The organism is Nocardia sp. NPDC050793, from assembly GCF_040654065.1.
Classification (GTDB): Bacteria; Actinomycetota; Actinomycetes; order Mycobacteriales; family Mycobacteriaceae; genus Nocardia.
In genome coordinates, this window is the sequence record NZ_JBFAHG010000020.1 from 1 (window position 1) to 21,946 (window position 21,946).

The following is a 21,946-nucleotide window of genomic DNA, read 5'->3' on the forward strand; positions in this document are numbered from 1 at the left end:
CACACGCTACGACAAGCTGGCCATCACCTACCGTGCCGGATTCGTCCTGGCCCTCGTCGTCGAATGGCTCAAATCATTGGGAGACACGGCCTAGGGCTGACGTCGAGCAGATGGTCGCTGCGCCAATTCTGTCACCTGTCCTTTTCAAATCTGGAAGCGTGCGGATCGGATTCGGTACTGGATGGACACTATTCGTTTCCGACCGGCATCCCGAGGTGTCGGCCACCGTATTCTTCGGTGACACCCCGCTGTGGGATCGCTCCGGCCTGCTCGGCCACGCAGAGTTTTCCGTCGTTGCAGTCGACCCGTGGACGGGACAAAGGATCGATGCTCCACCGTGGCCACCCCGCCCCCGGGGCATTGATATCGACAATGACTCGGATGACATCAACGGCTGAAGAATCGGCTGACCCCCTTGCGGCGGGTCGGCGAGGGTGAGGGCGTCGGTCAGCGCCTCTGTCAGGCCGGAGCCCGCATACGCCACGGCGCAGTCACGGCGACATGGCGCGCCGGGTCATATCCACGACGAGCAGGTGATCTCGACCGTTCGCGGCGCACACTGGCACCAAGCAAATGCTTGGTTGTATCATGACCTTCGTGACCGCACCTGACGCCTCGAAATCCACACGACGCAACGAACTGCTCGCGCTGGCGGCCGACCTGTTCGCCCAGCGTGGATTGCGCGCGACCACGGTGCGCGACATCGCCGACGCGGCCGGGATTCTATCCGGGAGTCTCTACCACCACTTCGATTCCAAGGAGTCGATGGTGGACGAGATCCTGCGCGGCTTCCTCGACGACCTGTTCGGCCGCTACCGCGAGATCGTCGGCTCCGGCCTCAGCTCGCGAGACACCTTGGAAGCCTTGGTGATCGCGTCCTACGAGTCGTTCGACCGCTTCCACGCGGCGGTCGCGATCTACCAGGCCGAGGCCAAACGGCTGCGCGACGCGGAGCGTTTCGCCTATATCGAGGAGTACAACCGCGAGTTCCGCGAGCTTTGGCACCGGGTGCTGACCAACGGTGTGAAGGACGGCAGTTTCCGTCCCGAGCTCGACGTCGAACTCGCCTACCGCTTCCTGCGCGACACCGTGTGGGTCGCCGTGCGCTGGTACCAGCCGGGCGGCGCCATCACCGTCGAAAACCTCGCCAAGCAGTACCTCACCATCGTGCTCGACGGGCTCACCGCCTCGCGGCACACCGACTAGGAGACCCCATGTCTGCACCTTCCGCCCGCCGCACTGGGCCTACCCGCCCCGCCGTCTCCGCAGGCTCCGACAGCTACCGTCCCCCTTACACCCCGCTGCGGGCCGCCTACGTGATCGACGCGGTGCGCACCCCGGTCGGCAAGCGCGGCGGCGCGCTGGCCGGTGTGCACCCGGCCGATCTGGGTGCGGCCGCGCTGCGAGGACTGTTCGACCGCAGCCCGATCGACCCGATCAACGTCGACGACGTGATCGTCGGCTGCGTCGACAACGTCGGTCCGCAGGCGGGCAACATCGGCCGCACCATGTGGCTGACCGCGGGCTACCCGGAGGAAGTCCCCGGCGTCACCGTCGACCGGCAGTGCGGATCTTCCCAGCAGGCCATCAATTTCGGCGCGCAGGCCATCATGAGCGGCACCGCCGAGGTGATCGTCGCGGGCGGCGTGCAGAACATGAGCGCCATCCCGATCTCGGCGGCCATGCTGGCGGGCAAGGAGTACGGCTTCGAGTCGCCGTTCGTCGGCGCGCAGGGCTGGGACCACCGGTACGGCACCGACGAGGTCTCCCAGTTCCGCGGCGCGCAGCTGATCGCCGAGAAGTGGGGCATCAGCCGCCAGGACATGGAGCAGTGGGCGCTGCGCAGCCACGAGCGCGCCCGCCAGGCCATCACGGAGGGCAAGTTCGACAACGAGATCGTCCCGGTGGGCGACTTCTGGATCGACCAGGGCCCGCGCGAGACCTCGCTGGAGAAGATGGCCTCGCTGCCCGCGCTCGCCGAGGGCAGCCCGCTGACGGCCGCGGTCGCCAGCCAGATCTCCGACGGCGCGAGCGCAACGCTGCTCGCCTCCGAGTGGGCGGTGCAGGAATACGGCCTGAAGCCGCGCGCCCGCATCCACCACGTCAGCGCGCGCGGCGCCGACCCGATCTTCATGCTCACCGCGCCCATCCCGGCCACCAAGTGGGCGCTGGCGAAGACCGGCCTCACCATCGACGACATCGACGTTGTCGAGATCAACGAAGCCTTCGCGCCCGTCGTGCTGGCCTGGCTGAAGGAGACCGGCGCCGACCCGGAGAAGGTCAACGTCAACGGCGGCGCCATCGCCCTCGGCCACCCGCTCGGCGCCACCGGCGCCAAACTCTTCGCCACCCTGCTCAACGAGCTGGAACGCCGCAACGGCCGCTACGGCCTGCTGACCATCTGCGAGGGTGGCGGCACCGCCAACGCCACCATCATCGAGCGCCTGTAACTCTGGCACGATCCGCGCCGGGCGAATGTCCTTCGTCCGGCGCGGTTTTCATTGCGCCCACACGATCAGCCACCAACTGCGCAGTGGATCCTCGCAGATCCTCCACACGCTTCGCAGGGCCTGTACGCGCTGCGAACCGTGCGAAACGTCTGCGAAGTCATGACAAGGCCGCTCGATCGGGGGACCGAGCGGCCTTGTAGGTCGGTGCTGATCGGAGTCAGTGAGTAGCCGTCTGACCGGCCAGTACCGACATCGCCTCGATCCGCGCCAGCGCGTCGGCGACCACGTGATCGATGAGTTCCTTGCAGGTCGGCAGGTCATCGATGATCCCGGTGACCTGCCCCGCCGCCAGCACGCCCGCCTGGGTGTTGCCCTCGACGAGCCCGGCGCGCAACAGCATCGGGGTGTTGGCGGCCATGATCACCTGGGACCAGCTGAGGTCCTTGGTCTTTCGCATGGCGAGCCCGTCGCGAACCATGGTCGACCACTTCATGCCGGTCATGCTCTTGAACCGCGCCGCGTTCGACACCGCCGCGGCCAGGCCGCGCCAACGGCCCGAATTCTCCAGCCGCTGCACCAGTTCGGTGTTCAGCACTCGATGCGGCATGCCGTCGACTTTCAGCGAGACCACGGTGTCCTGCAACTGTCTGCGCAGGTACTCCTGCTTCACCGCGTCGGGCACCGAGCTCTCCTGGGTCAGCAGGAAGCGGGTGCCCATCGCGACGCCCGCCGTGCCGTAGGCCAGCGCCGCCGCCAGGCCGCGTCCGTCGAAGAATCCGCCCGCCGCGACGACCGGGATGTCGACCGCGTCGAGCACCGAAGGCAGCAGCAGCGTGGTCGCCACCGGGCCGGTGTGCCCGCCGCCCTCGCCGCCCTGCACGATCACCGCGTCGGCGCCCCACGAGGCCACTTTCACCGCGTGCTTGGCCGCGCCGATCGACGGAATCACCACGACGCCCGCGTCTTTCAGCTTGGCGATGAGATCCTGCTTGGGCGCGAGCGCGAACGACGCGACCTTCACCTTCTCCCGGATCAGCAGGTCGATGCGCTCGTTGGCGTCGGAGGCGTCGGCGCGGATGTTCACGCCGAACGGCTTGTCGGTCTGCGACTTGGTCTTCGCGATCGCTGCTTCCAGCTCCGCGAAGGTCATGGTCGCCGAGGCGAGAATGCCGAGGCCGCCCGCGTTGGCGGTGGCCGACACCAGGCTCGGACCGGCCACCCAGCCCATGCCGGTCTGGACGACGGGATGCTCGACGCCGACCAATTCGGTCAGCGGGGTATGCAGGCGCGTGGCCATCAGGCTACCTCCTTGTCTCGAATGCCCTTGGGATCCAGCACCGTTCGGATGATCCGGAGTTCCTCCGCGCTCGGCAGCCGTGTCTCGCCCGCCTCGCCGAGCCCGGCGATCTCGAACGAGGTGTTCTCGGCGACCTCGCCAGCGCTCACCCCGGGGTGCAGCGAGAGCGCCCGCATCGTGTTGCCAGGCCCGCCGAAATCGAAGACACCCAGATTGCTCACGACCCGGTGCAGGTGGTGGAAGCGGAAAGCCGGGTTCTCCGGATCGACCTTGTCGTAACCGATTCCGGAGACGATGTCGACCTGCTCGCAGAACACCCGCTTGTTGTGCCTGGGCACCCAGTAGCTGGTGGCGTGGTTGATGGTGTTGCCCGGCGCGCCGCGGACACCGAACATCTGCCTGATCGGCCGCTGGAGTGGGCCGAAGGCGGACAGGTTCTGGTTGCCGTATCGGTCGAGCTGGTTGGCGCCCATGACCACGTGCCGCCGCCCGGAGGCGACCACGTCGAAGACCTTGGAGAACGGAATCCAGCCCTCGATGGGGGCTTTCGCGCCGAGCGCGGGAGTTTCGGCCAGATACAGCGCCTCGCCGTCGGAGAGCAGCAGATCCGGTTCGAAGGTCAGCCGGGCCAGTCGCGCGCCGATCGTGGTGACCGGCGACATCGGGCTCGCCATGATCTCGCCCGCGCCGCGGAAGATCTCCGCGCAGGCGACGACGCACACTTCGGCGCGGGTGCTCGTGGTGGTATCGGTCATCGGGTCAGCCCTCCTGCGTGGCGAAAGCGCGGACGGCCGCCTGGTATTCGTCCTCGGAGACGTCGAGGTAGGTGGCCTTGAACTCGGCCCACGACTCGGGCGTCCCGGCGGCCGCGACGTAGTGACGCTGGAATTTCTCGTCCCGGCCGTAGCTGCCGGAAAAGGTGAAGTGCGCGCCGCCGGGGGCTTCGACCATGCCGTCGACCATCATGCGGTTGAGGACGATCGCCTGCTGCGGAACGGCTTTCACCAGCTCCTCGGTCTCGACCAGCCGATCCACCGACAGGTAGCGGCGTTCGGCGGACAGGCAGTACAGATCGTCGAAGTAGGGATCGACGCCGGTGTAGGCGGCATTGCCGTGCTTGTCGCCGAGGTCCAGGTGGACCAGTGCCGCATCGAGATTCAGTGCGGGCATCGCGGCGAGCGTTTCGGTCCGTCCGTCGGCCGAGGGGTAGGGAGAGGCGACGGTCTTCAGCTCGCCCTCCCAGAAATCCATGACCGCGGAGCCGAGGCCGGCGCGGATCGGCAGGAACGGCAGCCGGGCCGCCGCGGCCTGCAGACCGCACTTGATCATGCCCTCGTCCATCTCGCGGACCGTGATCGCGCCCTCGGTGCGCGCCTTGGCGAACCACGGATCGTAGAAGGGCGCCGAATCCAGCGACACGAACCCGTAATACGCCTTGCGCACCTTGCCCGCCGAGCAGAGCAGACCCAGGTCTGGGCCGCCGTAGCTGACCACGGTCAGATCGGTGAGTTCCGAGCGCAGGATGGCCCGCACCAGCGCCATCGGCTTGCGCCGGGAACCCCAGCCGCCGATGCCGATGGTCATTCCGCTGCGCAGCTCGCCGACCACGTCGTCGAGCGACATTCGCTTGTCCCGCATGTGTTCTCCTGTATCCGGTGGGCGGGCTACTTGTCGGCCTTGCGTGCCGCGAGGTCGTCGTCGAACCTGGCGCGGATCTCGTCGGCGACGCCCGCCAGGTTCAGCTCGAAAGTGAAGCCCTGCTCGTAGCGGTAGCTGCGATGCACGTCCTGCACGTCGATGCCGTTGAGCGCGCGTTTGGCCGCGCGGATCACCCGGCCGTCCTTGGCCGCGATGTTCTTGGCGACTTCCATTGCGGCGGCGTCGAGTTCGGCGCGCGGCACCACCTGGTACACCGAGCCGTAGTGCTGCAGCTGCTGGGCGGTGATGGTGCTCGCGGTGTAGAACAGCGCGCGCATCAGGTGCTGGGGGACCAGCCGCGAGAGGTGGGTGGCCGCGCCGAGCGCGCCGCGATCGACTTCGGGCAGGCCGAAGGTGGCGTCGTCGGAGGCGATGACGACGTCGGCGTTGCCGACGAGGCCGATACCGCCGCCGAGGCAGAAGCCCTGCACCGCCGCGATGACCGGCACCGGGCAGTCGTATACCGCGGCGAACGCCTCGAAGCAGCCGTGGTTGGCGTCGATCAGCGCCTGGTGGCCCGGCTTGCTCTGGATCTCCTTGATGTCGACGCCGGCGTTGAACCCGCGGTTCTCGGCGCGCAGCACCACGACCTTGGTCTCTGGGTCGCGCCCGGCCGCCCGGACGGCGTCGGCGATGGCGAACCAGCCGTCGGTCGGGATGGCGTTGACCGGCGGGTAGTCGACCGTGACCACGGTGATGCCGGTTGATTCGGAGTGACGGTTGATCCCCATCGCATGTCCTTCGTTTCTGAGCTCGTGGTGCGTGCCGGATATCGCCGGCATTGGCAAAGCAAGCAGTTGCTTGGTAGGTTAGCACGGTGGGACTCGAAATCGATCTGACCGATCGCGTCGTTCTGGTCACCGGCGGCGTACGCGGCGTCGGCGCGGGGATCAGCAGGACATTTCTGGCCGCTGGTGCGACGGTGGTCGCATGCGCCCGGCGTCCGGCCGACGCGCCGGTGGTCCACGACGGCCGGGAGATCGAGTACCTGCCCTGCGACGTCCGCGACGCCGACGCGGTCCAGGGCATGATCGACACCGTGGTCGCACGCCACGGGCGGCTCGACCACCTGGTGAACAACGCGGGCGGCGCCCCCTTCGCGCTCGCCGCCACCGCGAGCAAGAATTTCCACGCCAAGATCGTGGAGCTGAATCTCCTCGCCCCGCTGCTGGTTTCGCAGGCCGCCAACGCCGTGATGCAGGAACAGCCCGACGGCGGATCGATCGTGATGATCTCCAGCGTCAGCGGCCACCGGCCCTCCCCGGGCACCGCGGCCTACGGCGCGGCCAAGGCGGGCATCGACAACCTGACTCAATCGCTCGCTGTCGAGTGGGCCCCGAAGGTCAGGGTGAACTCACTGGTGGTCGGCTTGGTCGAGACCGAGCTCAGCGAAATGCACTACGGCGACCGTGATGGCGTCGACGCCGTCGCCGCGACGGTTCCGCTCGGCAGGATGGCCCGTCCCGAGGACATCGGCCGCGCCGCGGCCTTCCTGGCCTCACCCCTCGCCGCCTACGTCAGCGGCGCCTCGCTGCCGGTGCACGGGGGCGGCGAGCGCCCCGCCTTCCTTGCCGCGTCCACCGCGGAGCACGACCAGCAGCGGGCCTGATCCCGAACGGAACGAAAGAGGACAACAGGTAATGAGTGAGCAGATCTGCGCCGGGCGCACCGTCGTCGTCACCGGCGCGGGCCGCGGCATCGGCCGGGCGCACGCGCTGGCCTTCGCGGCCGCTGGCGCGCGCGTGGTGGTCAACGACCTCGGCTCCGCCCTCGACGGCGCGTCCACCGCCGAGACGCCTGCCCAGCAGGTGGTCGCCGAAATCGAGGCGATGGGCGGCCAGGCCGTGGCCAACGGCGACGACGTCGCGGACTGGGCGGGCGCGCGCAACCTGATCCGGCAGGCCGTCGACGCATTCGGCGGCCTCGACGTGCTGGTCAACAACGCGGGCTTCGTGCGCGACCGGATGCTGGTCAACCTGGGCGAGGACGAGTGGGACGCGGTGGTGCGGGTGCACCTCAAGGGCCATTTCGCCACCATGCGCCACGCGATCGAGTACTGGCGCGGCGAGAGCAAGGCGGGTCGCCCGGTCGACGCCCGCATCATCAACACCAGCTCCGGCGCGGGCTTGCAGGGCAGCGTCGGCCAGGGCAACTACGGCGCCGCGAAGGCGGGCATCGCCGGTCTGACCCTGACCGCCGCCGCCGAGTTCGCCAGGTACGGCGTCACGGTCAACGCCATCGCGCCCGCCGCGCGCACCAGGATGACCGAGACCGTCTTCGCCGAGACGATGGCCAAGCCCGAGAACGGGTTCGACGCGATGGCTCCGGAGAACATCTCGCCGCTGGTCGTCTGGCTCGGCAGTCCGCAGTCCGCCGGTGTCACCGGCCGCATGTTCGAGGTGGAGGGCGGCAAGGTCGCGCTGGCCGACGGCTGGCGGCACGGCGTCGCGGTAGATCGCGGCGCGCGCTGGGAGCCCGCCGAACTCGGCCCGGTCGTCGCGGACCTCATCGCGAAGGCAGCACCGCCGGAGCCGGTGTACGGAGCCTGATCAATTCGTTCAGTTGGCGGGCCGTGGGCTCGCCCAGTGAAATTCGAGCTAACGGCATGTGACGCGACGCCCGACCCCTCCGGGCGTCGCTGTGCCCTGCCGTCCTTTTCCTGCGCCGTTCGGGGCGGGGGTTTACGATGAGCACCCGTCCGTCGAAAAGCCCCGGATGAGGTGTTGCGACCGGGCACAGATCTGCGCTGTACGAAGATGAGGGGAAGGCTGGCGCATGGCCGTTGGTCGCACGTTCCGTGCGGTAGTACTAGCCGGAGCTGCGACCGGTTTCGCGCTAGTCGGTTCGGTTGCCGCCCTCGCGCAACCGGGTGGCATACCGCTCGATGAGCCGGGACAGCCGCGCGTCCCCGCGTCGGGCGCCTCCGCCACGGGCCCCGGATTGCCGCCGGTGCCAATGACTCCCGAGCCCGCCGCCGAGGAGATCGGTTTGTCCGGCGCGGGCTCGGCGGGCGCCGCAGGGTCCGCTGGCCTCGGTTCGGCCGGTGCCGCAGGGTCCGCCCGGTTGGGCTCGGCCGGTTCCGCCGGACTCGGTTCCGCCGGTGCCGCAGGATCCGCCGAGTTGGGCTCGGCTGGTGCGGTCGGTTCCGTCGGGTTGGGCTTTGCGCTCGGTACCGGGTCGGCGGGATTGAGTGCGCTCCTCGGCACCGGCTCCGCCGGGTTGGGCGCTGTAATCGGTACCGGGTCTGCCGGATTGGGCGCGCTGCTCGGCACCGGGTCGGCCGCAGCTGTCGGTTCGGCAGCTGTCGGTTCGGCCGCAGCTGTCGGCTCTGCCGGTGTCGGTTCTGCCGGTGTCGGTTCGGTTGGTGTGGGTTCGGCCGGTGTTGGTTCCGCGGGTGTGGGTTCGGCCGGTGTTGGTTCCGCGGGTGTGGCTTCCGCAGGCCTCAGTTCCGCCGCCGTCGGTTCTGCCGCGGTCGGCTCCGCCTCGCCGCTGTCGCTCCTGCTGATCCCGTTGCCGACACCGTCGGCCCCGGCGATTCCCTCAGCGCCCCTGATCATTCCGCCCGCCCCCGATGCCCCGGCTCCACGGCTCGCACCCGTCCCGGTCGCCGTGCCGCCCGCCCCCGAGGCGGTTCCGGAGCAGGCACCGCCGCCCGACCCAGCCCCGGCCGCGCCGCAAGCGCCCGCGAATCCGAACCACAACGTGCGCCCGACGAGCGCCGACGACGGTCTGCCCGCACCGAACATGCTCTCGGTCGTCGGCGGCCTCATCGCGCTCGCGCTCGCCGGAATCGGTTCCGGCGCGGTCAGTTTCCAGAGCGCCTCCGCCGCACAGGCCAGGGTGGACGCCGCCCGCGCCCAGTTCTTCGGCCCGAGGTCGTGAGGGGTCAGCCATGAGTGAGAGCAGGACGCAGAGCGGCTCTCGGTCCTACCGGCGGGTGGCGGCCGCGGTCGACGCGGTGTGCGCCGTTGCCGCCGACTACGACGCGACCACGCTGGACGAGGTGGTCGCCGCGGTCGCCGACGAGCGCGAGCGGGACATCGAGATCGCCAGCGCTCAGCTCGGTCCCGGCGTCTGCGGCCAACGCAGGTTCTATCCCGACCGGGACGTCATCGTGCTGGCCACCGCGTTGCCGAGCCGCGACCACACGCTGGCCCACGAACTCGGCCACATCGTCTTCGATCACGAAGGCGCGCCCGCGCCGGAGGTGACGCTGGAGGCGAGCGACGACTTGATCGCCTACATGCTGAGCCAGCGTGCCCATCAGCAGATCGTCGACGACGGCGCCGACGAACTGGCCGAATGGGAGGCCGAGACCTTCGCCGCCATGCTGATGACCCGGCTGCGCGTCTTCAACAGCCGAGGCGCAGGCGTCTCGGTCCTTCGATTCGATGAGGCACTTGGATGACGTTCTGGCTGACGGCCATGCTGGTCTGGGTGGCCGCGGGCGCGCGCGTGGGGCGCGTGCTGGTGAAGCCCGCGACGACGGCGCGGGTGGCGATCGTCGTCGCGGTGGCCGCGGTGGCGCTCGGCGCGACGGTCGCGGTACCCGAAATCGCCCTCGCCATAGACAATCTGCGCCCGCACGGCCTGCGCTCAGGGTTGCTCTCCGACGGCGTCGTGGTGTCGGCATGGCTCGCGTTCGCCACGGCCACCTCGGTGGTGGCCGCCGCGGCATGGCCGGTGGTCTCGCGGCGCAACCTGCGCCAGATTGCCATGGTGATCTACGCGGCGGGTAAGACCACGGTGGCCATCGCGCTGTCTTGGTCGTACATGTTCGGCTGGTTTCTCGTCGCACTCGGCGCGATCTTCATCGTCGTGACCGGACTGCGTAATCTGGACTGGACGACGCTCGGCCGCGGCATCGCCGTCTACACCGGGGGAACCGCGCTGGTCGGCGGGCTCGCGGTGCTTCAGGTGCGGCGCGCGCTGGCCGACGAGCCGCGGGCGCCCGCCGGACAGCCGACGTGGGGCTGGCCGGCGTGGGAAATCGCCGCGCTGCTGGTCGCTTTCGGCGCGGTGTGGATCGTGGTCGAGCTGTGGGTGCGAGCCAGGGTGCTGCTGAGCCGGACTCGATCGCTGCATCGCCTGATGGTCGGCCGGTTCCCCGAAGTGGTTGCGCACGACCAGACCGGAACCTCGACGCAGCTGCGAGCATCGGACCAGGTCGCCCAGATCATGGACGCCCTCTACCTGCAATCCGGCGGCGGCGTCGAGCTGGCGGCCGCGGGCCCGCCGCCCGCCGCCATCCCCGAGCGTGCCGGTCGAGTGGCGCGATGGGCACGAAATCCATTGGGCGACACAGTGATAGACGCACGATGGATCGCGCCACCGGAGGGTGTCAGCCCGCGCGGCTGGGTGCAGGCGATCGCGCGCGCCTACGAGTCCACTGCGGGCGCGCATTCGGAGCAGGCGGTTTCACGATGACCTACCGGCGGCGACCACACGCCGCGCCGAGTCGGTATCGCTTCCGCATGCGATGACAGGCGTCGTTCGCGCATCGCGTTTTTCGGCCACGAGTGTTGCCGGTCTCCCTCGATGACGTCGACCTAGCGGGTGCTATGACTGCTCACAGTGCGCACCGCAAGGTCGTGAGGGCATCGTCACCGTGACGGCAACGGCGCGGGATAGAAGTTGGACCCGTGTCCATCGGCGGAATGTAATGCCCCCTGAAATCGGGGCTACCGACCGAAGATCGAACTTGCTCGCGCTGTCTTCCGCTGTGTGGCACGCGTTTGCGCAATGGCGCTCGCAACCCGCGCGGTAGGGGTCGACCGGTGCACTTTCAAACGTTCTTGCACAGCGCGGAAACCGAATCTGCACGCAATCCGCGGGCACGACGGAATGCGCCCACAACGCCGAATTGGATTCGGCTGGAAGCCTTGTGTCGCGGTGGTCTACCCGGCCTCGGGAAGCTGGTTCGCGCACAACGCAGCACAGTGCGACCGATGGCCGCACTGTGCTGCGCTGTGGGAGAACCTTATTCGGTTCCGTCCGGAGGAATTTCGGGCAAGCCCTCACTCGCCCGCAACTTCTCCGCCATGGAGGTGAGAAGGTTCTGCGATTCTTCGGACAGGTCGAACGCCCTACTCGACAGCCGACGCAGTCCGTAGCCCTGCAGCTGGGACAGCAGCTCTAGATCGTGATCGATCTTGGCGGCATAGATGTCGTTGAAGAAGTAGTCCGGCTTGACCTTGAAGAACTTGGCCAGTGCAGCCACCGTTTCGTCCGACGGGTTGGTCCGTTGGCCCGACCGCAACTGCGAGAGATACGGTTTCGAGATCGGATGCCCGGAGGCCGTCAGCGCAGCCGCAACCTCCGCGTTGGTGTGCGGCTTGCGCCCCGGGGGATGCACGGTTTCGAACAGCTTGTTCAGCCGCGCCGCGAAATCAGCCATTGTGAGCCGCCCAATTCCCTTCGCTGTACTAACAGTCGTTATCTCGGATACGTATCATTGATATTAGCGGCTCAGTAACTGAAAACCTACGCCTGATTCAGGATTTCCTTGAAGCTTCTAGGTGGGCGGTCGGCGAAGTCACTGGGACGGTTGCGTTTGCGGGTCGCGCCAACGTCTCTAGTGAAGACGCTGTACGACCCGGTTCTGGCCCGTCGCGGGGGTCTTCCCGATCGAGGTGATGTTAACGAGAAGATAGCTGACATCTCATCTAGTCGGGCGTACCGGCCATTGTGTGGCGTACGACACGTTTTGCGGGCTCTGGGATGAACGTTCAACAAATGGGCGGAAAATTGGTTGAAGTTGCTACAACCTCTCGATGATCGTACCTGTCGCCAGTGCGCCACCGGCACACATGAGAACCATTGCGGTGCTGCCGCCGGTGCGTTCCAGTTCGTGCAAAGCCGTTGTGATGAGCCGGGATCCGGTGGACCCGACCGGATGGCCGAGCGCGATCGCGCCGCCGTTGACATTCACCCGGTCCATGTCCGGCTGGTGTACAGAAGCCCATGAAAGTGCGACCGAAGCGAAGGCCTCATTGATCTCGAAAAGGTCGATGTCGCCGATATTCATGCCCGAGCGCTCGAGCAGGCGGGTGCACGCCTGCACCGGACCGTCGAGGTGGAATTCCGGCTCGGCGCCGACCAGCGCCTGGGTCACGATCCGTGCGCGCGGCCGCAAACCCGCTCGCTGCGCGGCCTTTTCGTCCATCAGCAGCACCGCGGCCGCGCCGTCGGAGATCTGCGACGAGCTGCCCGCGGTGTGCACGCCGCCCTCCAGGACCGGCTTCAGCTTGGCCAGGCCTTCCGCCGTGGTCTCGCGCAGACCCTGATCCCGGGTGACATCCAGCTTCTCGCCGGTGAGATTGCCTTCCTTGTCCACCGCGGGGGCGGTGACCGACAGCACCTCGCGATCGAAACGCCCCTCGGCCCATGCTTGTCCGGCGAGTCGCTGTGAGCGCGCGCCGAATTCGTCGACGTCCGCGCGAGAGATGCCGCGCCGCTTGGCAATCCGCTCCGCAGCCTCGAACTGGTTGGGCAGGTCGATGTTCCACGACGCGGGCCTGCGCGGACCGGCGTGCTCGCCGACGTTGGCGCCCAATGGAACTCGGCTCATCGCCTCGACGCCGCAGGCCATGCCGATATCGATCGCATCCGCGGCGATGAGGCCGGCCACCAGATGGTTGGCCTGCTGTGCCGAACCGCACTGGGCGTCGATCGTGGTCGCGCCGACCTGCCACGGCAGTCCCGCGTGCAGCCACGCGACCCGGGTGACGTTGTTGGACTGCTCGCCCGCCTGGGTGACGCAGCCGCCGATGACCTGCTCCACCTGGGCCGGATCCAGGTGGGCGCGCTCGAGCAGCCCGCGCTGGGCGAGGCCGAGGAGTTCGGCGGCGTGCAGGCCGGAAAGCCAGCCGCCGCGCTTGCCGATCGGAGTGCGAGCGGCCTCGACGATGACGGGTGTGCCCATCTTGAACCTTCCTCTGGGGAGTAAAACTGAAACGTGTGCCAGCCGGATGTACTGCGCTTCTTTACTAGTCCTTCCGGCTGTGCTGCAATTGATTGTAGAACGTGTTTCAGTTTGTCGAAGGAGACATCTGGTGGTTGAGACTCGGAACGCCCGCCCGAATCTGCCGGAAGGGTTCGACGTCACGGACCCGGACATCTACGCCGAGCGAGTTCCGGTCGAAGAATTCGCCGAACTGCGCCGCACCGCGCCGATCTGGTGGAACCCGCAGTCGCCCGAGACCGGTGGCTTCCAGGACGAGGGGTTCTGGGTCGTGAGCAAGCACGCCGACGTCAAGGAGGTGTCGCGGCGCAGCGACGTGTTCTCCAGCTTCGAGAACACCGCGATCCCGCGATTCAACGACGACATCACCCGCGAGCAGATCGAGCTCCAGCGCATCGTGCTGCTCAACATGGACGCGCCCGAGCACACCAAGCTCCGCAAGATCATCTCGCGCGGCTTCACCCCGCGCGCCATCAACGGCCTGCGCGCCGAGCTCTCGTCGCGGGCCGAGGAGATCGTGAAGAGCGCGGCCGAGTCGGGGGCGGGTGATTTCGTCACCCAGGTGGCGTGCGAGCTGCCGCTGCAGGCGATCGCCGAGCTGATCGGCGTTCCGCAGGAAGATCGGATGAAGGTCTTCACCTGGTCCAACCAAATGACCGGCTACGACGACCCGGAGAACGACGCCGACCCGGTGGCCGCCTCAGCGGAGATCCTCGGCTACGCGTACCAGATGGCCGCCGCCCGCAAGGCATGTCCCGCCGACGACATCGTGACGACGCTGATCGAGGCCGATATCGACGGTGACAAGCTCAGCGAGGAGGAGTTCGGCTTCTTCGTCATCATGCTTGCGGTCGCGGGCAACGAGACCACCCGCAACGCCATCACCCACGGCATGATGGCCTTCCTGGACAACCCCGACCAGTGGGAGTTGTTCAAGAAGGAGCGCCCTGCCACCGCCGCCGACGAGATCATCCGCTGGGCCACCCCGGTCACCTCGTTCCAGCGCACCGCGCTGGAGGACACCGAACTCGGCGGCGTGCAGATCAAGAAGGGCCAGCGGCTGGTGATGCTGTACCGGTCGGCCAACTTCGACGAGGACGTCTTCGAGAACCCGGCGAAGTTCGACATCACCCGCAAGGACAACCAGCATCTGTCCTTCGGCGGCACCGGCGCGCACTTCTGCATCGGCGCGAACCTGGCCCGCCTGGAGATCGATCTGATCTTCAATGCCATCGCCGACCACCTGCCCGACATCACCAAGCTCGGCGACCCGAAGCGGCTGCGGTCCGGCTGGCTGAACGGCATCAAGGAATTCCCGGTCGACTACAAGACCAAGGGCGGCTGCCCGGTCGCGCACTGATCACGCGAAAAGGGCCCTCGAGCCGGAGTCCCCAGCCGGTTCGAGGGCCCTTTCGTTTGCTGCCCGAAGGGGGAGGGCAGCTGGTATCAGTCGACTCGCACGGTGGTCGCCATCGCTCGGTCGACCTCCCAGAACGCGCGCAGTGCGGCGATCTTGCCCGCGTCGTCGACCTTGTAGGTGAACACGCCCTCTGCGTCGATCCGATGCCCGCCGATGCGGGTGCGGATGGTGCCGGTGAAGGCCACCTCTTTGCCGCAGGCGAAGGAATCATCGAACAGGAACTCGATCGATTCGGTCTGCGCGATCGCCTTGTCCCAGAACGCCGCGATGGCGTCGCGGCCGCGGTGACCCTTGCCCTCGGGATCGAAACCCGAAGGGCCGATGGGATCTTCGACGATCCCGTCGGCGGCGAACAAATCCAGCCACGCATCTTTGGCACGGGCGCGTACAGCAGCTTGCGACGCGAGTCCGGCGGCGCGCGCGGGGTGCTCGGTGGACGTAGCGGCGGTGGTCATTGGAGCTCCGTATCTGATGGCAGGTATTCGTCGATCGGGGAAGCGAAGCGCCCCCGATCGACCTCCAACGTCGGTAGGCGTGGAGAATCCGAGCGTCAGCGAGGTTTCTCCACGCCTACAACCCACATCGAGAAGTACTGGGACCCACCGCCGTACGCGTGGCCCATGGCCTTGCGCGCGCCGTCGACCTGGTAGTCGCCTGCCCGTCCCATCACCTGCTTGGCCGCCTCCGCGAACCGGATGAGGCCGGACGCCCCGATCGGGTTGGAGGACAACACGCCACCCGACGGGTTCACCGGGATGCGTCCGCCGATCTCGGTCTCGCCCTTCTCGGTGAGCTTCCAGCCGTCGCCGGGCGCCGCGAAACCGAGGTTCTCCAGCCACATCGGCTCGAACCAGGAGAACGGCACGTAGATCTCGGCGGCATCGATCTCCTCGAGCGGATCGGTGATGCCCGCCGCCTTCCAGAGCGCGGCGGCCGCGTCCCGGCCGGCCTGCGGGTTGACCTGGTCGCGTCCGGCGAAGGTGGTCGGCTCGGTGCGCATCGCGGTGCCGTGCACCCACGCCACCTTCTTGCCCTCGGCCTGCACCGCCGCGGCCGCCTCGGCGTCGCCGAGGACGATCGCGCACGCGCCGTCCGAGGACGGGCAGGTCTCGTCGAAGCGGATCGGATCCCACAGCATCTGCGAGGCGAGCACCGATTCCAGCGTGATGTCGGGCTGCCGGAGGTGGGCCAGCGGGTTCTTGGCGCCGTTGCGCCGGTCCTTCACCGCGACCATCGCCCCGATGTGGGTAGGCGCGTTCGACCTGCGGATGTAGGAACGCACGTGCGGGGCGAAGTAGCCGCCCGCGCCCGCGCCGACCGGCATGGTGAACGGCACCGGAATCGACAACGCCCACATGGCATTCGACTCCGACTGCTTCTCCCAGGCCACCGCGAGCACCCGCTTGTGCACGCCCGCCTGCACCAGGTTGGCGGCCACCACGCCGGTGGAACCGCCGACCGAACCGGCGGTGTGCACGCGCAGCAGCGGCTTTCCGGTCGCGCCGAGCGCGTCGGCCATATGCAGTTCGGGCATCATGACGCCCTCGAACAGGTCCGGCGCCTTACCGACTACCACCGCGTCGATATCGGCGATGGTGAGCCCGGCATCGGCCAGCGCGCGATCGATTGCTTCGCGGCACATGCCCGACATCGAGACGTCGGTTCGTTTCGTCACGTGATGGGTTTGTCCGGTGCCGAGCACCGCGGCGGGAGAACTCATGCCTGACCCTCCAAAACGGTCACAAGATTCTGTTGCAGCGCGGGCCCGCTGGTGGCGTGGGCGAGCGCGCGGTTCGCGGTGCCCGCCATGATGGCTTCGGCAGCGAAGCCGATGCGCTCCAAGCCCGCCGCGAACATCGGGTTGGCGGCCAGTGCGCCACCCGAGGCGTTCACGGTGGTCTCCGGCTTCAGCCCGATGGCCTCGGTGAGAATCAGCTGCTGGTGGCTGAACGGCGCGTGCAGTTCGGCGACGTCGAACCCGCTCAGATCGCCGCCGGTAACCGCCTGTGCCGCAGCCGAAGTCGAGGGGGAGACGGTGAGATCGCGGGCGCCGAGCACCGGGGTGTCGACGCGGTGCGCCATGCCGGTGATCCAGGCGGGTCGCTCGCAGAGTTCGCGGGCGCGATCGCCGACCGCGAGCACGATGGCGGCCGCGCCGTCGGTGATCGGCGCACAGTCGTGGGCGCGCAGCGGATCGGCCACATACGGTGTGGCGAGCAGGCTTTCGACATCACCGGAAGCGCCCGCGGCCACCGCGGCCATGTCGCGCTCGGTCCAGCGGCCCGCATCGAGCCCGGCCCGAGCCTGGAGACCGGCGATGGACACCGCGTCCGGCCACAGGGGGGCGACCAGGTAGGGGTCGAGCTGCATGGTGAGCACCTGGCGCAGCGTGCCCGCGGACGACTTGCCGAACCCGTAGACCAGCGCGGTGCGGGCCTGTCCGGACTTCAGCTTCACGAACGCCTCGTACAGCGCCCACGCGGCGTCCATCTCGACGTGCGACTCGTTGATGGGCGGCACGGCGCCGATGGCGTCGATCGCCGAGATGAACGAGAAGGCCCGTCCGGCAAGGTAATCGGAGGAGCCGGAGCACCAGAAGTCGATATCGGACTTGGTGATGCCCAGATCGGAGTAGAGCTGCTGGAAGCAGGGCACCAGCATCTCGACACCGTTGGTGGTGCCGAAGGTCTCCGGCACGTGCGGTGCGTGGGCGAAGCCCACGACCGCGATGTCGGTGGCGTTGTCAGTCAACGTAAGCGCCTCTCACAGGTGGTGCTTGTAGGTCTCGTAGTCGGCGTCCGGCTCGCCGCTCGGCTCGAAGTGGTCGACGTTCTCCAGGCCGTGACCCCACTCCTCGCGCGGCTTCCACACCGCCTTCACGCGCATGCCCATCCGCACTTCGCTTGCCTCGCAGCCGAGCACGAGGTGCAGGACCGGGATGTCGGCGCCGTCCAGCAGCACGTAGGCCGCGACGTACGGCGGTTTGATGCGCTGCCCGAGGAACGGGACGTTCACAATGCAGAAGGTGGTGATTGTGCCGTGATCGGAAAGTTCGATGTAGTCGTCGGTCGGCCTGCCGTCGGTCGGGTTGGCTCCGCGCGGCGGGAAGTACACCTTGCCCGCGGCGTCGGTGCGCGCGCCTATCAGCTTGCCCTCGGCGAGTCCGCGCAGATAGACGGTCTCCTGCGGGGAGGCGGTGTGCTTGTAGGACAGGTCGACCGGCGTGACGATCATCGTGACCGGCTCGCCGATTTCGGCGGCGGGTTCGGCGGTGGACTGCTCGCCCGGTTCGAAGCAGGCGATGTCCTTGATGCTGCCCTCGGTCTGTTCGGCCCACCGCGCCCGCACCCGCATGCCGGTCCGCATCTGGTCGGGCGCGGCGACGTCGACGGCGTGCAGCAGGCTGGTGTCCGCGCCGTCCAGCTGGATCAGCGCCCAGGCGAACGGCCGGTCGAAGGGCTGGCCGGGCAGCGGATCGTGCACCCAGGTCCAGGCGGCGACGACGCCGGTGTCGGCGACGTCGACGAACTCCGTCAGCGGCAGGCTGGTCACCGGATCGTATTCGGCGGGCGGCACCAGAACCCGGCCGTCCGTCCCGCGCACGCCGACCACCTTGCGGCTCCGCAGACCGGTCAGGAATCTGCCGATGGTCGGTCCCACCGACCGTGTGTAGTCGAATTGCGCCCGCAGCGGGGCGCTCAGCACATCGGGTGCCGTGCTGGTGTCCAATTCCGACCCTCTCTCAGCTCTTCATCACCCGCCGCGGTTCCGGCGGTCGTCCTCGCGCCGCGCGCCCGGCCGGGTCCGTCCCGCCCAGCTCGCGGCGGTACTCATCTCCTCGGGCCCCCACCCGTGAATACGCCGGACGCGGTATTCCCCTTAGTCACGCTATCGAGTAGAACAGGTTCTTATTCTGGTGGCAAGAAGTTGCTTGGAAAGGGACGACCATGAAGTTCGGATTGCAACTCGGATATTGGATGGCGCAGCCGCCGCGGAACGCGGGGGAGTTGGTCGTCGCGGCCGAGAAAGCGGGCTTCGACGCCGTCTTCGCTGCCGAATCGTGGGGTTCGGACGCCTTCGGTCCGCTCACCTGGTGGGGTTCGTCGACCGAGCGGGTCCGGCTGGGAACCTCGGTGGTGCAGATGTCGGCGCGCACGCCCGCCGCGACCGCGATGCACGCGTTGACTCTCGATCACCTCAGCGGCGGTCGCGCGATCCTCGGGCTCGGGGTGTCCGGCCCGCAGGTGGTGGAGGGCTGGTACGGGCAGCCGTTCGCCAAACCCTTGCAGCGCACCCGCGAGTACGTCGGCATCATCCGCCGCATCCTCGCGCGCGAGGCGCCGGTGACCAGCGACGGGCCGCACTACCCGCTGCCGTACACCGGGCCGGGCTCGATCGGCCTCGGTAAGCCGCTGAAGCCGATCGTGCACCCGCTACGTGCGGATTTGCCGATCTGGCTGGGCGCGGAAGGGCCGAAGAACGTGGCGCTCACCGCCGAGATCGCCGACGGCTGGCTGGCGATCTACTACGCGCCTCGGCTGGCGAACATGTACAACGACTGGCTCGACGAAGGGTTCGCCAGGGCGGGTGCGCGCCGATCGCGCGAGGACTTCGAGATCGCGGCCAGTTGCCAAGTGGTGATCACCGACGACCCCGCCGCCGAGCTGGAACGGATGCGCTGGATCATGGCGCTCTACATCGGCGGCATGGGTGCGCCGGAGCTGAACTTCCACGCCCAGGTCTACCGGCGGATGGGCTACGAGCGCGAGGTCGACGAGATCGGCAGGCTGTTTCAGGTGGGCAAGAAGGCCGAGGCGGCGGCCGTGGTCCCGGACGAGCTGATCCTCGACACCGCCATCATCGGCGACGAGGAGCATGTGCGACAGCAATTGAAGGTCTGGGAGGCCGCCGGTGTCACCATGATGCTCGTGTCGGTTCCGGACATCGAGCAATTGCACCGGCTCGCACCCCTTGTCGATCGGTAGAACGCGTTCTAAATTCAATGGGGTGACTGCCTCACCCGCCCCGTCTCCTCACCGTCCCCCCGTGCAGGAGTCGGTGGACATTCTCGGTCTGTGGAACATCGCGAACGCCGAACCCGATCGGATCGCCATGGTCGATCCGTCGGGCCGGGAAGTGACTTATCGCGAACTGGCCACGCTCGCCGACCGCTACGCCACCGGCCTGCGCGCCCTAGGCCTGCGGACGGGCGACGTGCTGGTGAGCATGGTGCACAACTGCGTCGAGGCGGTCGCCGCCTACTTCGCGGCCTACCAGTCGGGGCTCTACATCGTGGCGGTGAACTGGCATCTCACCGGCCCCGAGGTGGCCTACATCCTCCAGGACAGCGAGGCGAAGGCGTTCTTCGCCAGCGACCGGTTCACGGCCGTGGCGAAGGCCGCCGCCGACGAAGCGGGTCTGCCTGTCACGGCGCGCTTTTCGGTCGGCGAGATCGAGGGCTTCAAGTCGGTGGCTTGGCTCGGCGCGGCCGACACCGGTCGTCCGTCAGAGCGCAGCACGGGCGCGCCGATGCTCTACACCTCAGGAACCACGGGGCGCCCCAAGGGAGTTCGGCGTCCGCTGACCGGCGCCGACCCGGACGTGGTCCCGCCGCACACGACCGCCTTCTTCGGCTTGTTCGAGCTGGCGCCCTACGACGATCACGTGCACATCTGCGGTTCGCCGCTGTATCACACCGCGGTGTTGAACTTCGCGACGATCTCGATCCAGTTGGGGCACAAGCTCGTTCTCATGGACAAGTGGGAAGCCGAGGAGATGCTGCGCCTGATCGACAAGCACCGGGTCACCCACAGTCACATGGTGCCAACTCAGTTCCACCGGCTGCTCGCGCTGCCGGAGGCGGTGCGCGCGAAGTACGACGTCTCCTCGCTGCGCAGCATGGTGCACGGTGCGGCGCCGTGCCCGCAGGAGACCAAGCGTCAGATGCTGGAGTGGTGGGGCCCGACGGTCACCGAGTACTACGCGGCGACCGAGGGCGGCGGCACGGTGATCAACGGCGCCGACTGGCTGCGCAAGCCCGGCTCGGTCGGCAAGTCGTGGCCGTGGTCGGTGATCAAGGTGCTCAGCGAGGAGGACGGCAGCGAGGTCCCCGCGGGCGAGACCGGCCTGGTGTACATGAAGATGGGCGCTTCCAGCTTCGAATACCACCACGACAAGGCCAAAACCGAGGACGCCAGGGTCGGCGACCTGTTCACCGTCGGTGACATCGGCTACCTCGACGAGGACGGCTACCTCTACCTCTGCGACCGCCGCTCGGATCTGATCCTTTCCGGCGGAGTGAACATCTACCCGGCCGAGATCGAGAGCGTGCTCATCACGCACCCGAAGGTCGCGGATGTGGCTGTCTTCGGTGTCCCGCACCCGGATTGGGGGCAGGAGGTGAAGGCGGTGGTCCAGACTGTGGAAGGCGTCGAGCCAAGCGAAGCCCTCACCGCCGACTTACTCGCTTTCGCCGCAACGCAATTGGCGAAGTACAAGATGCCGCGGTCGGTCGATTATTTGGATGAGCTGCCACGGGATCCCAATGGGAAGTTGTACAAGCGGAAGTTGCGGGATCGGTACGTGGCGGCGTCGTAGGGGTTGGGTTGGGCGACGGTTCCCATTGCGCGGGACCCCAGTTGGTGTGCCTACCCAGGTATTCCTCGAACGGTGCTGGGCGCGTCGTCTGCCGTACCCGGCTTACCTCCCGCAGTAGGAGCGCGACGCTGCGGTTGCGGCCGGGTCGACCGGCTGTGGTTGCGTCTAGAAAGCGCAAGCGGAAAGAGAGCCCGATCCTGTTAACCCCCCAACCGCCATTTGACTACCGTCGATAGAGAAATGGATTCGACGGTAGTCATATGGCGGCATTCGAAGATCAACTAGCAACCATTTGACTACCGTCGATTTGCGGTGCGCTCACTTCACGCGGTCGGCCACCCCACACTCGAACACCAGGCGGGGCAACCCCGCCCACAACACCCCTCAACAACCCCACCGCCGACGTTCCCACACATCGCGTGCACGCCTCACATAGGCACCGCCTCTGTGAGGCGTACGAAAAGTGTGTGACGCGCTGAAGTGACGGGCGGTCCACTCACTCACACCAAACGCAACCACAG

21 protein-coding genes are annotated in these 21,946 nt (G+C 67.8%); 11 read left to right on the forward strand and 10 right to left on the reverse strand.

Features of this window, described 5'->3' with window-relative positions; genetic code table 11:
• The first annotated feature begins 158 nt into the window (after positions 1 to 158).
• The 3 genes from AB0H50_RS34885 to AB0H50_RS34895 all read left to right on the forward strand — a co-directional run bounded on the left by AB0H50_RS34885 (position 159) and on the right by AB0H50_RS34895 (position 2,450).
• Complete coding sequence (locus AB0H50_RS34885; protein ID WP_357461370.1) at positions 159 to 398, forward strand: hypothetical protein; 240 nt, start codon at positions 159 to 161, stop codon at positions 396 to 398.
• A 190-nt stretch (positions 399 to 588) separates the two neighbouring features.
• Positions 589 to 1,206 carry a TetR/AcrR family transcriptional regulator gene (locus tag AB0H50_RS34890; protein WP_357461372.1) on the forward strand — a complete coding sequence of 206 codons (618 nt, stop codon included), beginning with the start codon at positions 589 to 591 and terminating at the stop codon, positions 1,204 to 1,206.
• 95 nt (positions 1,207 to 1,301) lie between these two features.
• On the forward strand, positions 1,302 to 2,450 hold the full coding sequence (locus tag AB0H50_RS34895) for an acetyl-CoA C-acetyltransferase (RefSeq protein ID WP_357461480.1): 1,149 nt from the start codon (positions 1,302 to 1,304) through the stop codon (positions 2,448 to 2,450).
• Between the two features lie 217 nt (positions 2,451 to 2,667).
• On the opposite strand, the gene AB0H50_RS34900 is transcribed toward AB0H50_RS34895, so the two are convergent.
• Genes AB0H50_RS34900 through AB0H50_RS34915 form a run of 4 tightly spaced genes read right to left on the reverse strand, consistent with a single transcriptional unit; the run spans position 2,668 to position 6,176 of the window.
• A complete protein-coding gene (locus tag AB0H50_RS34900) occupies positions 2,668 to 3,747 on the reverse strand; it encodes a nitronate monooxygenase (RefSeq protein WP_357461375.1) in 1,080 nt (359 codons plus the stop codon).
• Positions 3,747 to 4,502, reverse strand: coding sequence for a CoA-transferase (locus AB0H50_RS34905; RefSeq protein WP_357461378.1), 756 nt, complete (start codon positions 4,500 to 4,502; stop codon positions 3,747 to 3,749). Before AB0H50_RS34905 ends, AB0H50_RS34900 begins: the two co-directional genes overlap by 1 nt.
• A gap of 4 nt (positions 4,503 to 4,506) precedes the next feature.
• A complete protein-coding gene (locus tag AB0H50_RS34910) occupies positions 4,507 to 5,385 on the reverse strand; it encodes a CoA-transferase (RefSeq protein ID WP_357461380.1) in 879 nt (292 codons plus the stop codon).
• A gap of 26 nt (positions 5,386 to 5,411) precedes the next feature.
• The gene (locus AB0H50_RS34915) at positions 5,412 to 6,176 is read right to left on the reverse strand and encodes an enoyl-CoA hydratase family protein (RefSeq protein ID WP_357461382.1); all 765 of its coding nucleotides are present in this window, start codon (positions 6,174 to 6,176) and stop codon (positions 5,412 to 5,414) included.
• 86 nt (positions 6,177 to 6,262) lie between these two features.
• Between AB0H50_RS34915 and AB0H50_RS34920 the strand changes: the two genes are divergently transcribed.
• The 5 genes from AB0H50_RS34920 (at position 6,263) to AB0H50_RS34940 (ending at position 10,872) form a co-directional block, all read left to right on the forward strand.
• On the forward strand, positions 6,263 to 7,054 hold the full coding sequence (locus tag AB0H50_RS34920; RefSeq protein ID WP_357461385.1) for an SDR family oxidoreductase: 792 nt from the start codon (positions 6,263 to 6,265) through the stop codon (positions 7,052 to 7,054).
• Between the two features lie 31 nt (positions 7,055 to 7,085).
• Positions 7,086 to 7,994: an SDR family oxidoreductase gene (locus AB0H50_RS34925; RefSeq protein ID WP_357461388.1), complete on the forward strand. Its 909-nt coding sequence runs from the start codon at positions 7,086 to 7,088 to the stop codon at positions 7,992 to 7,994.
• An 877-nt stretch (positions 7,995 to 8,871) separates the two neighbouring features.
• Positions 8,872 to 9,327, forward strand: a complete 456-nt coding sequence (locus AB0H50_RS34930; RefSeq protein WP_357461390.1) for a hypothetical protein — start codon at positions 8,872 to 8,874, stop codon at positions 9,325 to 9,327.
• A 10-nt stretch (positions 9,328 to 9,337) separates the two neighbouring features.
• A complete protein-coding gene (locus AB0H50_RS34935) occupies positions 9,338 to 9,853 on the forward strand; it encodes an ImmA/IrrE family metallo-endopeptidase (RefSeq protein WP_357461392.1) in 516 nt (171 codons plus the stop codon).
• The gene (locus AB0H50_RS34940) at positions 9,850 to 10,872 is read left to right on the forward strand and encodes a hypothetical protein (RefSeq protein WP_357461395.1); all 1,023 of its coding nucleotides are present in this window, start codon (positions 9,850 to 9,852) and stop codon (positions 10,870 to 10,872) included. The genes AB0H50_RS34935 and AB0H50_RS34940 overlap by 4 nt, the downstream gene beginning before the upstream one ends.
• 553 nt (positions 10,873 to 11,425) lie before the next feature.
• Here AB0H50_RS34940 and AB0H50_RS34945 read toward each other — a convergent pair.
• The gene (locus tag AB0H50_RS34945; protein WP_011207048.1) at positions 11,426 to 11,842 is read right to left on the reverse strand and encodes a helix-turn-helix domain-containing protein; all 417 of its coding nucleotides are present in this window, start codon (positions 11,840 to 11,842) and stop codon (positions 11,426 to 11,428) included.
• A gap of 363 nt (positions 11,843 to 12,205) precedes the next feature.
• Complete coding sequence (locus AB0H50_RS34950) at positions 12,206 to 13,369, reverse strand: steroid 3-ketoacyl-CoA thiolase (RefSeq protein WP_357461398.1); 1,164 nt, start codon at positions 13,367 to 13,369, stop codon at positions 12,206 to 12,208.
• Between the two features lie 130 nt (positions 13,370 to 13,499).
• On the opposite strand from AB0H50_RS34950, the gene AB0H50_RS34955 reads away from it, so the two are divergent.
• On the forward strand, positions 13,500 to 14,768 hold the full coding sequence (locus tag AB0H50_RS34955) for a cytochrome P450 (protein WP_357461400.1): 1,269 nt from the start codon (positions 13,500 to 13,502) through the stop codon (positions 14,766 to 14,768).
• An 86-nt stretch (positions 14,769 to 14,854) separates the two neighbouring features.
• Here AB0H50_RS34955 and AB0H50_RS34960 read toward each other — a convergent pair whose 3' ends face one another.
• From AB0H50_RS34960 to AB0H50_RS34975, 4 genes are all read right to left on the reverse strand, one after another.
• The gene (locus AB0H50_RS34960) at positions 14,855 to 15,283 is read right to left on the reverse strand and encodes a nuclear transport factor 2 family protein (RefSeq protein ID WP_357461403.1); all 429 of its coding nucleotides are present in this window, start codon (positions 15,281 to 15,283) and stop codon (positions 14,855 to 14,857) included.
• A 95-nt stretch (positions 15,284 to 15,378) separates the two neighbouring features.
• Entirely contained in the window at positions 15,379 to 16,548 is a 1,170-nt protein-coding gene (locus tag AB0H50_RS34965) for a thiolase domain-containing protein (RefSeq protein WP_357461405.1), read from the reverse strand.
• Positions 16,545 to 17,579, reverse strand: a complete 1,035-nt coding sequence (locus AB0H50_RS34970) for a thiolase domain-containing protein (protein WP_357461408.1) — start codon at positions 17,577 to 17,579, stop codon at positions 16,545 to 16,547. The genes AB0H50_RS34965 and AB0H50_RS34970 overlap by 4 nt, the downstream gene beginning before the upstream one ends.
• A 12-nt stretch (positions 17,580 to 17,591) precedes the next feature.
• On the reverse strand, positions 17,592 to 18,557 hold the full coding sequence (locus AB0H50_RS34975) for an OB-fold domain-containing protein (RefSeq protein ID WP_357461411.1): 966 nt from the start codon (positions 18,555 to 18,557) through the stop codon (positions 17,592 to 17,594).
• Positions 18,558 to 18,775: 218 nt separating this feature from the next.
• Here AB0H50_RS34975 and AB0H50_RS34980 point away from each other — a divergent pair, with 218 nt between their 5' ends.
• Together AB0H50_RS34980 and AB0H50_RS34985 are read left to right on the forward strand one after the other, a co-directional pair.
• Positions 18,776 to 19,813 carry an LLM class F420-dependent oxidoreductase gene (locus AB0H50_RS34980; protein ID WP_357461414.1) on the forward strand — a complete coding sequence of 346 codons (1,038 nt, stop codon included), beginning with the start codon at positions 18,776 to 18,778 and terminating at the stop codon, positions 19,811 to 19,813.
• 61 nt (positions 19,814 to 19,874) lie between these two features.
• The gene (locus tag AB0H50_RS34985; protein ID WP_357461417.1) at positions 19,875 to 21,425 is read left to right on the forward strand and encodes an acyl-CoA synthetase; all 1,551 of its coding nucleotides are present in this window, start codon (positions 19,875 to 19,877) and stop codon (positions 21,423 to 21,425) included.
• Positions 21,426 to 21,946 lie beyond the last annotated feature (521 nt).

What these genes read in the sequence shown, in the direction of transcription:
- AB0H50_RS34910 (WP_357461380.1), bottom strand. Translation starts at nt 5,385, where the DNA reads ATGCGGGACAAGCGAATGTCGCTCGACGACGTGGTCGGCGAGCTGCGC.
- AB0H50_RS34890 (WP_357461372.1), top strand. Translation starts at nt 589, where the DNA reads ATGACCTTCGTGACCGCACCTGACGCCTCGAAATCCACACGACGCAAC.
- AB0H50_RS34950 (WP_357461398.1), bottom strand. Translation starts at nt 13,369, where the DNA reads ATGGGCACACCCGTCATCGTCGAGGCCGCTCGCACTCCGATCGGCAAG.
- AB0H50_RS34900 (WP_357461375.1), bottom strand. Translation starts at nt 3,747, where the DNA reads ATGGCCACGCGCCTGCATACCCCGCTGACCGAATTGGTCGGCGTCGAG.
- AB0H50_RS34960 (WP_357461403.1), bottom strand. Translation starts at nt 15,283, where the DNA reads ATGACCACCGCCGCTACGTCCACCGAGCACCCCGCGCGCGCCGCCGGA.
- AB0H50_RS34905 (WP_357461378.1), bottom strand. Translation starts at nt 4,502, where the DNA reads ATGACCGATACCACCACGAGCACCCGCGCCGAAGTGTGCGTCGTCGCC.
- AB0H50_RS34925 (WP_357461388.1), top strand. Translation starts at nt 7,086, where the DNA reads ATGAGTGAGCAGATCTGCGCCGGGCGCACCGTCGTCGTCACCGGCGCG.
- AB0H50_RS34945 (WP_011207048.1), bottom strand. Translation starts at nt 11,842, where the DNA reads ATGGCTGATTTCGCGGCGCGGCTGAACAAGCTGTTCGAAACCGTGCAT.
- AB0H50_RS34935 (WP_357461392.1), top strand. Translation starts at nt 9,338, where the DNA reads ATGAGTGAGAGCAGGACGCAGAGCGGCTCTCGGTCCTACCGGCGGGTG.
- AB0H50_RS34940 (WP_357461395.1), top strand. Translation starts at nt 9,850, where the DNA reads ATGACGTTCTGGCTGACGGCCATGCTGGTCTGGGTGGCCGCGGGCGCG.
- AB0H50_RS34980 (WP_357461414.1), top strand. Translation starts at nt 18,776, where the DNA reads ATGAAGTTCGGATTGCAACTCGGATATTGGATGGCGCAGCCGCCGCGG.
- AB0H50_RS34915 (WP_357461382.1), bottom strand. Translation starts at nt 6,176, where the DNA reads ATGGGGATCAACCGTCACTCCGAATCAACCGGCATCACCGTGGTCACG.
- AB0H50_RS34965 (WP_357461405.1), bottom strand. Translation starts at nt 16,548, where the DNA reads ATGAGTTCTCCCGCCGCGGTGCTCGGCACCGGACAAACCCATCACGTG.